The 11,804-nt window shown below is 46.1% G+C and carries 14 protein-coding genes and 1 pseudogene; 12 read left to right on the plus strand and 3 right to left on the minus strand.

What is annotated here, in order from left to right; translation table 11 throughout:
- Positions 1-28 precede the first annotated feature (28 nt).
- Genes phnC through phnP form a run of 12 tightly spaced genes read left to right on the plus strand, consistent with a single transcriptional unit; the run spans position 29 to position 9,420 of the window.
- Entirely contained in the window at positions 29-805 is a 777-nt protein-coding gene (gene phnC, locus B9T34_RS15855; RefSeq protein ID WP_086214106.1) for a phosphonate ABC transporter ATP-binding protein, read from the plus strand.
- Positions 771-1,583, plus strand: a complete 813-nt coding sequence (phnE, locus tag B9T34_RS15860; RefSeq protein ID WP_086214107.1) for a phosphonate ABC transporter, permease protein PhnE — start codon at positions 771-773, stop codon at positions 1,581-1,583. The genes phnC and phnE (B9T34_RS15860) overlap by 35 nt, the downstream gene beginning before the upstream one ends.
- Positions 1,580-2,365: a phosphonate ABC transporter, permease protein PhnE gene (gene phnE, locus B9T34_RS15865; protein ID WP_086214108.1), complete on the plus strand. Its 786-nt coding sequence runs from the start codon at positions 1,580-1,582 to the stop codon at positions 2,363-2,365. Before phnE (B9T34_RS15860) ends, phnE (B9T34_RS15865) begins: the two co-directional genes overlap by 4 nt.
- Positions 2,362-2,823, plus strand: coding sequence for a phosphonate C-P lyase system protein PhnG (gene phnG, locus B9T34_RS15870; RefSeq protein WP_086214122.1), 462 nt, complete (start codon positions 2,362-2,364; stop codon positions 2,821-2,823). Before phnE (B9T34_RS15865) ends, phnG begins: the two co-directional genes overlap by 4 nt.
- Positions 2,820-3,389 carry a phosphonate C-P lyase system protein PhnH gene (phnH, locus tag B9T34_RS15875; protein ID WP_086214109.1) on the plus strand — a complete coding sequence of 190 codons (570 nt, stop codon included), beginning with the start codon at positions 2,820-2,822 and terminating at the stop codon, positions 3,387-3,389. The genes phnG and phnH overlap by 4 nt, the downstream gene beginning before the upstream one ends.
- Before the next feature lies 1 nt (position 3,390).
- Complete coding sequence (locus tag B9T34_RS15880) at positions 3,391-4,503, plus strand: carbon-phosphorus lyase complex subunit PhnI (RefSeq protein ID WP_086214110.1); 1,113 nt, start codon at positions 3,391-3,393, stop codon at positions 4,501-4,503.
- Positions 4,500-5,396: an alpha-D-ribose 1-methylphosphonate 5-phosphate C-P-lyase PhnJ gene (locus tag B9T34_RS15885; RefSeq protein ID WP_086214111.1), complete on the plus strand. Its 897-nt coding sequence runs from the start codon at positions 4,500-4,502 to the stop codon at positions 5,394-5,396. Before B9T34_RS15880 ends, B9T34_RS15885 begins: the two co-directional genes overlap by 4 nt.
- Entirely contained in the window at positions 5,393-6,223 is an 831-nt protein-coding gene (locus tag B9T34_RS15890; RefSeq protein ID WP_086214112.1) for an ATP-binding cassette domain-containing protein, read from the plus strand. Before B9T34_RS15885 ends, B9T34_RS15890 begins: the two co-directional genes overlap by 4 nt.
- 10 nt (positions 6,224-6,233) lie before the next feature.
- Positions 6,234-6,956 (plus strand): phosphonate C-P lyase system protein PhnL, encoded by a 723-nt coding sequence (phnL, locus tag B9T34_RS15895; RefSeq protein WP_086214113.1) that lies wholly within the window; start codon positions 6,234-6,236, stop codon positions 6,954-6,956.
- A complete protein-coding gene (locus B9T34_RS15900; protein ID WP_086214114.1) occupies positions 6,953-8,110 on the plus strand; it encodes an alpha-D-ribose 1-methylphosphonate 5-triphosphate diphosphatase in 1,158 nt (385 codons plus the stop codon). Before phnL ends, B9T34_RS15900 begins: the two co-directional genes overlap by 4 nt.
- The gene (gene phnN / locus B9T34_RS15905) at positions 8,058-8,672 is read left to right on the plus strand and encodes a phosphonate metabolism protein/1,5-bisphosphokinase (PRPP-forming) PhnN (RefSeq protein ID WP_213034165.1); all 615 of its coding nucleotides are present in this window, start codon (positions 8,058-8,060) and stop codon (positions 8,670-8,672) included. Before B9T34_RS15900 ends, phnN begins: the two co-directional genes overlap by 53 nt.
- A 1-nt stretch (position 8,673) precedes the next feature.
- Positions 8,674-9,420 carry a phosphonate metabolism protein PhnP gene (gene phnP, locus B9T34_RS15910; RefSeq protein ID WP_086214116.1) on the plus strand — a complete coding sequence of 249 codons (747 nt, stop codon included), beginning with the start codon at positions 8,674-8,676 and terminating at the stop codon, positions 9,418-9,420.
- A 78-nt stretch (positions 9,421-9,498) separates the two neighbouring features.
- Here the strand turns inward: phnP and B9T34_RS15915 are convergent, their stop codons facing one another.
- The 3 genes and pseudogenes from B9T34_RS15915 to B9T34_RS15925 all read right to left on the minus strand — a co-directional run.
- The gene (locus B9T34_RS15915) at positions 9,499-10,140 is read right to left on the minus strand and encodes a hypothetical protein (protein WP_086214117.1); all 642 of its coding nucleotides are present in this window, start codon (positions 10,138-10,140) and stop codon (positions 9,499-9,501) included.
- Between the two features lie 372 nt (positions 10,141-10,512).
- Positions 10,513-11,334 (minus strand): DUF4116 domain-containing protein, encoded by an 822-nt coding sequence (locus tag B9T34_RS15920; protein ID WP_228147469.1) that lies wholly within the window; start codon positions 11,332-11,334, stop codon positions 10,513-10,515.
- Positions 11,335-11,463: 129 nt separating this feature from the next.
- Positions 11,464-11,804, minus strand: a pseudogene (locus B9T34_RS15925) (4-hydroxy-2-oxovalerate aldolase); the annotation flags it as partial.

The following is an 11,804-nucleotide window of genomic DNA, read 5'->3' on the forward strand; positions in this document are numbered from 1 at the left end:
AAATGTCTTTAGCAATAAGGAAAAGTTGATGTCTTCAATCGTAATTCATCAGGCGGTAAAGCGGTATGCCAATGGTTTTGAAGCTTTAAAAGGCATTAATGCCGAAATCGGGTCTGGCAGTTTCACAGTCATTCTTGGACCAAGCGGCGCTGGAAAATCTACGCTGCTTCGCTTAATGAACGGGCTTGAAACCCCAACCAGCGGCGAAGTATCGATCAATAGCGAAACTGTACGCAAATCGAATTTACGGCGAATCCGCCATAGCGTCTCCATGGTTTTTCAGCAGTTCAATCTTGTTGACCGATTATCTGTAGTGACCAATGTGCTGACTGGTCGATTGGCCCACCGCTCTTGGCTTGGAAGCGTTTTCTATTTATTTCGCCAAAGCGATATGCAAATTGCTCAGCAGGCTTTAGAGCGTGTCGGCTTACTGGATAAAGCATGGAACCGGGCAGATAAATTATCGGGCGGGCAGCAGCAGCGGGTCGGTATTGCGCGCGCATTGGCTCAACAGCCGAAAATTATTCTTGCGGATGAACCTGTGGCCAGCCTAGACCCTGTAGCCAGTGAAGAAATCATGGTTTTACTTCGTGAAATATGCACACGCGACCAAATCACAGTTGTGGTGAATTTACATCAAGTTGAGCTGGCAAAGCGTTTTGCAGACCGAATTATTGGCATGAATCAAGGGCAAATTGTGTTTGATGGCCCTCCTGAACAGCTGACAAGTTTAGCTTTGCAAAAGATTTATCATAGAGAGGGTGCCGAATATGAAAATGTTCACGCTGCGCTGGCCAACGCCTAACGGGCTCCCCCCTTTAGGTTTAACCCTGAGCTTGCTTGCGGCATGCATCAGTTTATTCCTGACAGCGCCTATTGTTGAAATTGATTTCATCCGCTTAACACGATCTATCGATAACTTTATTGAATTTTTCAGCCATATGGCGGTCTGGCCAAATTTTGAATATTTGCCGCAATTAGCCTCAAAAATGCTGGAAACACTTGAAATTTCATTTCTCGCGACGGCCATTGCCTTAGTCATCAGTTTGCCGCTCGGCTTTTTAGCTGCACGAAACGCCACCTTGCATCCGCTGCTGTATCGCCTGACTCGAGACCTGCTCAGCCTCATGCGTTCACTTCCAGAAATAGTCTGGGCACTGGTCTTTGTTTCTGCTGTTGGACTCGGCCCGCTGGCTGGAATCATGGCGCTGGCCTTTGTCACAGTCGGATTCATGAGCAAATTTTTTGCAGAAGCCATTGAAACGGTGGACCCCAAAGCAATTGAAGGCGTGCAAGCCCATGGCGCCAATGGCATGCAAGTTCGACTCTTTGCCATATTCCCTCAGGCTTTCCCAAATTTAACAGGCACTTTGATGTATGTGCTGGATCACAACATTCGCGCTGCGACAATTCTGGGTGTGGTCGGTGCAGGCGGCATCGGATATGACATGGTTATGTCTATGCGCTTGTTCCAGTACGACCGCTTAATTCTGATTGCGCTGTCAATTTATCTGGTGGTGACCTTGCTTGATCATCTTTCAAGCTATTTGCGCAACCGTATTATTCATGGGGCGAAAGTATGAATCAAAGCAAACTGCAGTTCCCCCAAAAGCCTGCAAATCCATTCCCAGTCTGGGTGACAGCGCTCCTTGCTATCTTATGGCTCATTATTTGGGACTTAGATATTTCATTTGAAACACTGACTTACGGTGTTTCAGATATGGCTGAATATTTCAGCCGATATGGCCAGCCCGATTTTTCAGACTTGTCTAGATATCTAGAACTCCTAGGCACAACCTTAGCCACTGCACTTTGGGGCACAGCAATCGCAGTTTTCTTAGGGTTTATTTTAGCGCCCTTTGCTGCCAAGAATTTCACACCGCACCCTGTGCTGTATTACACCGCACGTGAACTGCTGAACTTCATACGCGCTATGCCCGACTTATTGCTCGCTTTAGTTTTTGTCGCTGCGATCGGCTTGGGCCCTTTGGCTGGAGCGCTTGCATTAGGTCTGCATACTGCCGGTTTCTTAGGCAAGTTCTTTGCAGAAAGCTTGGAACAGATTGATAAAGGCGTTCACGAAGGAGTCGCCTCAACTGGCGCCAATTTCCCGCAAATGGTCATGTATGCCGGCTGGCCAAGTATTTCACGCGAAGCCCTTGGCTATGTACTGTATATCTTGGACCGCAATGTCCGCATGGCTGCTGTATTGGGGCTGGTTGGTGCAGGCGGCATTGGACTGGCGCTGCACGATACCCTGCGCTTATTCAACTACAACCAAGCTGCAGCGCTGATTCTGATCATTTTATTCACAATTTTAATTATTGACTATATTTCAGCATGGCTGCGGAAAAAATTAACATGATTACAGTACCCCAAAAAGACTGGATTCGGGCGCTGACCGCACATCCAGAAGAGCAGCTGATCCAGCTTGCCGCATCTTTAACTGAAACAGCCAATGTCTCCATGCTGCAATTAGCGCAAGCAGGCTTAGGCTTAATCACTCTCCAAGAAAGCGCTTTAAATGAACCCTTCTATTTAGGTGAATTCCCCCTGTCTAGCTGCAGTGTTGCAGTCACCTGTGCAGATGGTCAAAAAGGCTCAGGCAACGCACAAGTGATGGCAGACAATGCAGAGCTGGCAAAAGCGCTGGCTGTGCTCGATGCAATTTTAGCCCATCAACTGAGTGGCTGGCTGCAGGTTGCTCAGCTGATAGAGCAAGGAACAGAAAAACGCCAAGCTCAGGATCAGATTCGCAGCAGCATGCTTTTAAGAACACGCGTGGACTTTGCCACACTCGATCAAACGGAGAATGCCGAATGAATATTGAAGCAATTTGGCAGCCCGAAATTCAGCAGCAGATTTACCGTGAATTATTAAATGCCTTTTCATTTCCAGGCACAGTGCACAATCTTCAGCATTTGGCTGGAAGTGAGCATGCACAGCATGCCGTATTAGCAACTTTGCTGGACAGCGCATCGACCTTGGCAGATACCGCTGGCTCTTTGAGCAGTACTGAATGGTCCATGCTTCAAGCTCAGCCGAGACCTGTTGAAGATGCGCAATTTATTCTGGCAGATGGCATGACTCCGCCGCGCTTCACGCCATCACTTGGCAGTCTGGAATCACCTGAATTAGGCGCAACTCTTTGTATTTCAGTCACAAAAATCAGCTCATCCGGCACTGAGGCTCCACTCATACTCAGCGGACCGGGAATTGAAGCTGAGACTTGCCTGCATGTTGCGGGTTTAGATGAGGAATGGCTGAATCAGCGCCTTATTTGGAATAGTCATTTTCCGCTCGGGATTGACTGCATCCTCATCTCTCCTAGTGAAATCGCGGTGCTTCCCCGCACCACCAAAATTCAATTCCAGCCGCAGGTACAATGATATGAGTTATGTTCCAATTAAAGGCGGCGGTCAGGCCATTGCTGGCGCAGCCTCAGTCACCGAATTTCTGCGGACTGAACAGGCGCTGAATAACCCAAAATCTGCTCCGCTTGATATTGAAAGCATTCAATTTCAATTGCGCCACTTGGTGGATCGAGTAATTTCCGAAGGCGGTGTATACCACCCAGAACTGGCGGCTTTATCCATTAAGCAAAGCCTTGGCGATACACTGGAAGCGGCTTTTACCCTGCGCGCTTGGCGATCCACCCGCCCGCGCTTATGCGCAACGCCGCCGCTGGATACCTCTAATATGCGGGTTATTCGCCGCATTTCAGCTGCATTTAAAGATATTCCCGGCGGGCAAATGCTGGGGGCTACACCAGACTACGCCTTACGTTTGCTGCGAATGGAATTGATGGATGAATCTTCTGAGGCCTTCCGTGGATTTGCAAAAAAATGGCTAAGCGGGACAGCAGAGAGTCAACAAATTCCATACACCTTTCCAAAGGTAGTCAGCGCGCTGCGTGAAGAAGGCCTATTACCTGTATTAGAAAAAAAATCGAATCTAAAAGCTTTTGATATTACCCGTGAACCGCTCATTTTCCCTGTATCTCGCTCGGCCGCTTTGGCCACTATGGCCAGAGCGGAAACTGGCTCTTTATTAAGCATTGCTTATTCCAACATGCGCGGATACGGCGATATTCACCCTACTGTCGCAGAACTGCGGGTCGGCTATGTTCCTGTCATGCTCCCGCATGCCATTACAGGAGAGCTGATTGAAGCAGGCGAAGTCTTGGTCACTGAATGTGAAGTTATTGCCATGTTTGAACCAAGCCCAAACGAAAAACCCGTCTTTACAATTGGCTACGGCGCCTGCTTGGGCCACAACGAAGTGAAGTCAATTTCGATGGCAATTCTAGACCGCGCATTGCAAAAAGGCATGAAGGATGGCGCCAGCAATCCATCAGAAGATGCTGAATTTGTTCTGCTGCACATTGACGGTGTGGACTCCATGGGGTTTGCCTCGCATTACAAAATGCCGCATTACGTGACCTTTCAATCAGATATGGACCGTTTGCGCATGGCGCAGCAGCAACAGGAAGCTCCACAATGAATGCTCAAATTCAAACAGAACAGCAAAATGCCTATAACTTTGGTTTCTTAGATGAATTTGCAAAAAAAGAAATTCGCCGCGCTACCTTAAAAGCCATTGCTATTCCAGGCTATCAAGTGCCGTATGCCTCTCGTGAAATGCCGATGGGCCGCGGATTCGGCACAGGCGGCCTGCAGCTGACGCTCTCTTTAATGGGTAAAAATGAAAACATTAAAGTGATTGATCAAGGCTCAGATGATTCAGTCAATGCAGTGAATCTGCGCCAGTTTATTGAAATGACCTGCCCCGGTATTTCGACAACATCAAAAACTGCTGAAGCCACGCTCATTCAGTCACGCCACCGCATTCCTGAACTGGCATTAGCAGCAGAACAAATCATTGTCTTGCAGGTGCCTTACCCAGATCCGCTGGTGATTGTGGAACCTTCGGAAGATAAGCGCAAAACCATGCATGGCGAGGCGGACTATTCGCGCTTGCTGGTGAAATTATATGAAGACATTGTGCAGTTTAATGAAATTACCATCTCGCACCGCTACCCAACCCGCATTAATCGCCATTATGTCATTGACCCCTCACCCATCCCGCGCTGGGATGTGCCGAAACTGCATCAATCAAAAGCGCTGCTTTTGTTTGGCGCAGGGCGTGAAAAGAAAATTTATGCCGTTCCCCCATTTACTCATGCAGAGCCGCTGGCATTTGAAGACCAGCCCTTCCGTGTAGAAAATTTTAATGACGAAACTGGTCAGCGCCGCGCGTGTACACGCTGCGGCTGCACCACGTCTTTTTTAGATGAGTTCAGTCAGGATTCAGGCTTTAAGCTTTATCAATGTTCAGACAGCGACTGGTGCGAAGAACAGCAGGCATTACTTGATTCACGAGGAATGAAAAAATGAAGAAAATCCTTGAAGTCAAAAACTTAAGCAAGATTTACGGTTCTGGCTGCTCTTTATGCGCTGTATCTACAGGGCCTGAAAATGAAACCAATGTCTGCCCGCATTGCGGCAGCATTGTCGCCATTCATGATGTTTCATTTGACCTGTATGAAGGTGAGATCTTGGGCATTATGGGCGAATCTGGAAGCGGTAAATCGACAATTGTCAAAAATTTGTATTTTGATCAAATTCCAGATTCAGGGTATGCAAATTTTTATGATGCCGCCCAAAGCCACAGCATTTTTTCCTTAAATAATGCGCAGCAGCGATGGCTAAGAAACCACCGTTTTGGCATGGTGTATCAAAATCCGCATTTAGGGCTGAATTTTGATATTTCTGCTGGCGGCAATATCGCGGAACGCCTGCTTATGAGTGACCTGATGAATTATGGCGAAATCCGTGAACGGGTCAAAACTCTGCTGGCCAGAACTGAAGTCCTGCTTTCCCGTGTAGATGAGTTGCCTAAAAACTTCTCCGGCGGCATGCAGCAGCGTGTGCAAATCGCCAAAGCATTGGCCACACAGCCGCCGCTCTTATTCTTAGATGAAGTCACCACTGGCTTAGATTTGTCCGTTCAGGCGCGCATCTTAGACCTCATCTTGGAAATCCAGCAAGAACTCAAAACAGCAATGATTGTGGTTACGCATGATTTAGGCGTCATACGATTGCTGGCTGGTCGCACCTTAGTCATGAAATATGGCCGGATTATTGAAACAGGACTGACAGACCAGATTCTCGAAGACCCGCAGCATGCGTATACACAGCGCTTGGTCGCTTCAGCGCTATAAGGATACTTTGATGAACACACCTATTCTTCACGTCAAAAAATACAGCAAATACTTTAACCTGCATGAACAGAATAAAATTATTCCATCATCACACGATATTAGCTTTCAAGTATTTTCAGGACAGCTTACTGCATTAACTGGCCCGACTGGCGCAGGCAAATCGTCTATTCTCAAAGGGATTTACCGTACCTATCTGCCCAGTGCTGGTGAAATCATGTACTGCAATCAGCAAGGGCAAAGAATTGATCTCGCCCGCGCCGAAGAACATCAAATACTGGCTTTGCGGCGCAATGAAATTGGCTTTGTAACGCAATTCCTGCATTGCCTGCCGCGCCAGTCCACATTAGATATCGTATCTGCTCCGCTCATCAAAATGGGCGCAGCGCGCCAAGAAGCGCAGCAGCTTGCATCAGAATTGCTGAGCGCCATGAATTTGCCTGAACGCTTATGGACCCTTTCACCCTCTACCTTTTCTGGCGGTGAACGGCAGCGGGTCAATCTTGCCCGCGGCTTAATTTCTAAACCGCGCCTGCTGCTGCTGGATGAACCGACGGCCAGTCTTGATCCGCTTACGGCCGCCAAAGTGACCGGCCTCATTCAAAACCTTAAATCACAAGGCACCGCGATGCTGGCAATTTTCCATGACCCTGCCATCACCCAGCAGCTTGCTGACCATATTGTTGAACTCACGCCACCGCCAGCTCTTACCCAATTTCTAAAGGATATCGCATGAACCGTTCATACTGCCTAAGCAATGCGCGAATTGTTTTAAAAGATCAAATTCTTGAGAACGGCTCGCTGCTGATCGAAAATGGAATCATCTCTGCAATTAATCCTGCCTATGTGCCAGAGGCCGAAAATATAGACTTGCAAGGCGGCATTGTGATTCCTGGGCTGATTGATTTGCATTGCGATGCGCTGGAAAAAGAAGTAGAACCGCGCCCAAAAGTGCATTTTCCATTAAATTTTGCCTGTGCGCAGGCCGATAAGCGCAATGCCAGCAATGGCATCACCACTGTATTTCATGCAATTTCATTTGCCAATGATGAGTTTGGTGTGCGCAATAACGCATTTGCATCATCTATTGTGCACGAGATGCGTAAATGGAATGCCTCAGCTTTAGTAGACAACCGCATTCACTGCCGCTACGAAGTTACAGATCCAACTGCGCTCAACTACTTGCTGGAACTGATTGAACGTGATGCTATTGATTTGGTTTCAATTATGGATCACTCGCCAGGCCAAGGGCAATTCAAGGATGTGGCTGCTTTTAAAGACTACTTAGCGCGCAGCTATAAAAAAACCGAAGCGGAACTCGATGAGCTGATTGCAAACAAACTCGCGCAATCGGAAGGCACCATGGACCGGATTAGAACCCTGATTGAAAAAGCTGCCGCGCGCAATATCGCCATTGCTTCGCATGACGACGATACAGCAGATAAAGTTCATCTGCTGCACGGTTTAGGGGTCAAAATTTCTGAGTTCCCGATTAATTTAGAAGCCGCTCAAGCGGCCAAAGCCAAAGGCATCAGCACCATTTTTGGCGCGCCTAATATTCTAAGAGGCAAAAGCCAGTCGGGGTCAATGCGGGCGCTGGATGCGGTGGTTGCAAATGTCGCAGACTGCTTATGCTCAGATTATCATCCTGCGTCACTGCTGACGGCGGCTTTCCGTCTTCCAGAAATTTCATCAATCAGTTTGCCTGAAGCCATCCGCTTGGTTACATACAATCCGGCTCAAGCCGCTGGGCTGGCTGACCGCGGTGAAATTGCAATTGGAAAACGCGCTGATTTGGTTTGTGTCAGCAATATTCAAGAGCAGGTTCAGGCGCAGTATGTCTTTTCGGCAGGCAAGCCAGTCTATCAAGCTGAGTTCTGCTATGCCTAAAGCTTGTTTATTTTATCTGATGGGGCCTTCCGGCTCTGGCAAGGATTCGCTGATCCAATCTGCAAAAAAGCATTTTGAAGGAAATGCCTCCCTGTTCTTTGCACACCGCTATATTACCCGTCCGATAGATTTGAATGAGAACCACATTTCTTTAACACCGGCAGAGTTCCATGCCAGACAGAACGCAGGGCTTTTTGCCCTGCACTGGCAGAGCCATGATTTGCATTATGCCATTGGCTGCGAGGTCAATGCATGGCTGGCGCAGGGACATCATGTTTTAGTAAATGGGTCTAGAGGCCATTTGGAGCAGGCTAAATCCTGCTTTCCAAATTTAGTGCCTGTATTGATTAGTGTCAGTCCTGAAATTTTAGCGCAGCGGCTGCACGCCAGAGGCCGCGAATCTGAAACTCAGATTCACGCACGGCTTCAGCGCGCCGCAGCATTTGCGCAGACTGAACTCGGCTTGACCGTTATTGAGAACAATGCCGAATTGAGCCAAGCATCTGCAAAACTCATTCAAGTAATTGAGCAGCATTTGAGATTGCCTGCAGGACAACCATAATATGAAATTTACTTTTTTGGGAACGGGAGATGCAGGCGGTGTCCCGCTCTACGGCTGTCAATGCGCCGCATGCCAGCAGGCGCGCACGCATTCACATTTACGTCGCAGCGCGAGCTGCGCACTGATTGAAACAGCTCATACACGTGTGCTGATTGATGCGGGTATAACCGACTTAACCGAAAGATTCCCTGCTGGGAGCCTTTCGGCAATTTTGCTGACTCATTTTCATCCAGACCATGTACAAGGTTTATTTCATTTAAGATGGGGCATTGGTGAAAGTATTGATGTTTTTGCTCCGCCCGACCCTATTGGCTGTGCAGATTTATATAAAAATCACGGTTTGCTGGCGTTTCAGCAGATTCAAAGATTCGAGAGTTTTAATGTCGGTGACTTAAGCATCACTGCTTTGCCGCTCATTCATTCAAAGCTGACTTTTGGCTATTTTATTGAAACGCCGCAAGGCCATAACATTGCCTATTTGACAGATACTTTAGGATTGCCGCCGGAAACAGCAGCATTTTTAGCGCAGAAAAATATCCAGCACCTGATTCTGGACTGCAGCCATCCGCCGCATTACTCAGGCAGAAATCATAACAACTTGATGGATGTTATTGAAATAGCTGAACAAGTGAAACCGCAATCAACATGGATCACCCACCTTAGCCATGACATGGATTTATGGCTCTTGGACCATAATCTGCCAGATCATATTTATATTGGATTTGATCAAAAAAGCATTATTTTTTAGATTTAAACATTAACTTCAGAAAAACAGCTTGTTTTAAAAAAAGAAACCGCCTTTAAGGCGGTTCTCTCATTGATGTCATTAGAAAGTATAGCGAAGGCCTGCCTTGTAAGTCATGCCGTCAATATTCAAATCTGAACTGCTGCCTTCAGCGCACACGCCATAAATACACGCTTCACCTTTTTGGTTGATGAACCACTTGTAGCCTAAATTGCCAAATACATCGATATTGGGCTGAATTTTATAGCCAAGCTCAAAATGCAGTGGAATCGTTAAATAGCCCAGTTCTAAAGAATAACCTTCAGCGCTTTCATCCATCCATGCATAACCCAGTCCTAAGCCTGCAGTCAGGTAAGTCTTATCGTTTTCTAAAACTTTGTATTGCATACCCGCTGAAAATTCATTGAAATCCATATCAGAAGCATCCTGATATTCATACTCTGTATAAAAGTTAGTTTTTGAGTAAACCGGTACAGAAACATTGATAAAGAATCCATTGAAACGTTCATCACCGCCCAAATCACTGGAACCAACTTTAGAGCCTGCATAGCCTGCTGCCACTGCAACTGGCACAGATACATTGGATTTTGATCCCAAATTCTGCGGAGCATCAATTTGAGCACCCGCTGGAAGCGGCTCCCCTGACTGCAAAATTGCAGGGCTATTTGCCAGCGCAAAAGTAGAAATTAAAGATAAAGTCCCGATTGATAATATTTTTTTCATGCTACCCCCTTTTAATTAGAGGATAAGATACTCATTTTTTTATAAAAAAACTACACTCTGTAAGCGAATGAATATTCAATTCTTTTAAGCGGTATATCGCATTGATATTGTAAATTTAAAGAAAAAAAATAAGGCCATAACAGTGTATTAATCCTAAAATCCATAAAAGCCACAGTGTTAACCCGCGTTTATAACGTATTGCTTTATTGAACTTTTAAAGAATGGAATGTTTTTATCAACTGCAGCAGACCCGCTTCTGCCCCATAAATCACAAAGGAATTGGCATTATTCCAATATCAATTTTTATACTCGCTTTGATCACGCATAAAACATTTTATAAATAGTTTAAGTTAGCCGATTTGAACGATAGAATCACTTCAAATACTTGGCAAGACCTGAATCCAGCGATAGAGCTAGATTCCTAATCTCTAAAGTTAAAAATTGTTTTGGAATAAACTTTAAAGTTAAAGGATTGCGCTTTAATGCTGCGCTTAACAGCTTCTCAGAATAAAAATCTAAAAATTGAATGACATTGGGTTTACACGCTATGGCTTCCAGCCAAAGTGCCTCATCTGCGTGTTGAATGTATCGAATAGCATAGGGTCTTAGCTGTACGGCTAAATGGCATAGCGCTGAATTAGGCGCTGCAATAAATTGAATTGCCATAGGATTTTTTTCTACAGCAATCATATTCATAACTTCAGTTGGCGTTTTAATATTCTGTATCGCCAAAGCATTCTTCTTAATCGCTTTCAAACACAATTCATCAGTCTGATACTTCACATATTTTATAGCCAATGGATGTGCGCATACTGCAGCTTCACATAGTGCCGCGGTTTGATTTTTCACATATTTTAAGGCAAAGCCATTTTGCTTAACTGCCGCCATGCAGATTTCATGACTTGGAAAAAGCACATACTTTAAAGCCAAACCTTCATTATTTACTGCCTGTAAAATGATTTCTTCAGTTGGCTCATGCACATGCTGCAATAAATCACCATTTTGTCTGACTGCCAGCAAACAAATCTCAGGGCTTTGCTTTTTAACAAACTTGATCGCTCGCGGGTTTTGCCTTAAGGCCGCGATGCACAATGATTCTGTCTGTTTTTCTATGTATTGCAGATACATGCCATTTTCTTTGACCGCTTCTAAATTGCTTTCTGCAGATGGGTAATAAAGCGCACGCAATTCCATTTAAACACCGCTTTTTAACATATCGCTGCTCTTTTTTAATGATGTTTCTCTAGATTCATCACTGCAGCACTTGTATCAATCACAAAAAATTGAATAGAGAAGCGCTCGACTCCTCTATTCATTAGGCATTTATACCGCCTGCTGCTCTTTCAGCATATTCAGCGCGACATCGACGATCATATCTTCCTGACCGCCCACCATGCGGCGCTTGCCCAGCTCAACCAAAATATCGAATGCTGATAAACCATATTTCTGCGCAGCGGTTTCGGTATGGCGTAAGAAACTTGAATACACACCTGCATAGCCCAGCGCCAAAGTCTCACGGTCGACTCGTACCGGACGTTCTTGCAATGGACGCACAATATCTTCGGCGGCATCAATCAGCTTTTTCACATCACAGCCATGGTTCAAACCCATACGCTGTACGGCTGCAATAAACACTTCCAGCGGTGCATTGCCTGCGCCTGCGC

Source organism: Acinetobacter sp. ANC 3813, from assembly GCF_002135435.1.
Taxonomy (GTDB): domain Bacteria; phylum Pseudomonadota; class Gammaproteobacteria; order Pseudomonadales; family Moraxellaceae; genus Acinetobacter.

Excerpts from the sequence above, each read along its gene's own strand:
- phnC (WP_086214106.1), top strand. The coding sequence starts at position 29 with ATGTCTTCAATCGTAATTCATCAGGCGGTAAAGCGGTATGCCAATGGT.
- phnE (WP_086214107.1), top strand. The coding sequence starts at position 771 with ATGAAAATGTTCACGCTGCGCTGGCCAACGCCTAACGGGCTCCCCCCT.
- phnE (WP_086214108.1), top strand. The coding sequence starts at position 1,580 with ATGAATCAAAGCAAACTGCAGTTCCCCCAAAAGCCTGCAAATCCATTC.
- phnG (WP_086214122.1), top strand. The coding sequence starts at position 2,362 with ATGATTACAGTACCCCAAAAAGACTGGATTCGGGCGCTGACCGCACAT.
- phnH (WP_086214109.1), top strand. The coding sequence starts at position 2,820 with ATGAATATTGAAGCAATTTGGCAGCCCGAAATTCAGCAGCAGATTTAC.
- B9T34_RS15880 (WP_086214110.1), top strand. The coding sequence starts at position 3,391 with ATGAGTTATGTTCCAATTAAAGGCGGCGGTCAGGCCATTGCTGGCGCA.
- B9T34_RS15885 (WP_086214111.1), top strand. The coding sequence starts at position 4,500 with ATGAATGCTCAAATTCAAACAGAACAGCAAAATGCCTATAACTTTGGT.
- B9T34_RS15890 (WP_086214112.1), top strand. The coding sequence starts at position 5,393 with ATGAAGAAAATCCTTGAAGTCAAAAACTTAAGCAAGATTTACGGTTCT.
- phnL (WP_086214113.1), top strand. The coding sequence starts at position 6,234 with ATGAACACACCTATTCTTCACGTCAAAAAATACAGCAAATACTTTAAC.
- B9T34_RS15900 (WP_086214114.1), top strand. The coding sequence starts at position 6,953 with ATGAACCGTTCATACTGCCTAAGCAATGCGCGAATTGTTTTAAAAGAT.
- phnN (WP_213034165.1), top strand. The coding sequence starts at position 8,058 with ATGTCTTTTCGGCAGGCAAGCCAGTCTATCAAGCTGAGTTCTGCTATG.
- phnP (WP_086214116.1), top strand. The coding sequence starts at position 8,674 with ATGAAATTTACTTTTTTGGGAACGGGAGATGCAGGCGGTGTCCCGCTC.
- B9T34_RS15915 (WP_086214117.1), bottom strand. The coding sequence starts at position 10,140 with ATGAAAAAAATATTATCAATCGGGACTTTATCTTTAATTTCTACTTTT.
- B9T34_RS15920 (WP_228147469.1), bottom strand. The coding sequence starts at position 11,334 with ATGGAATTGCGTGCGCTTTATTACCCATCTGCAGAAAGCAATTTAGAA.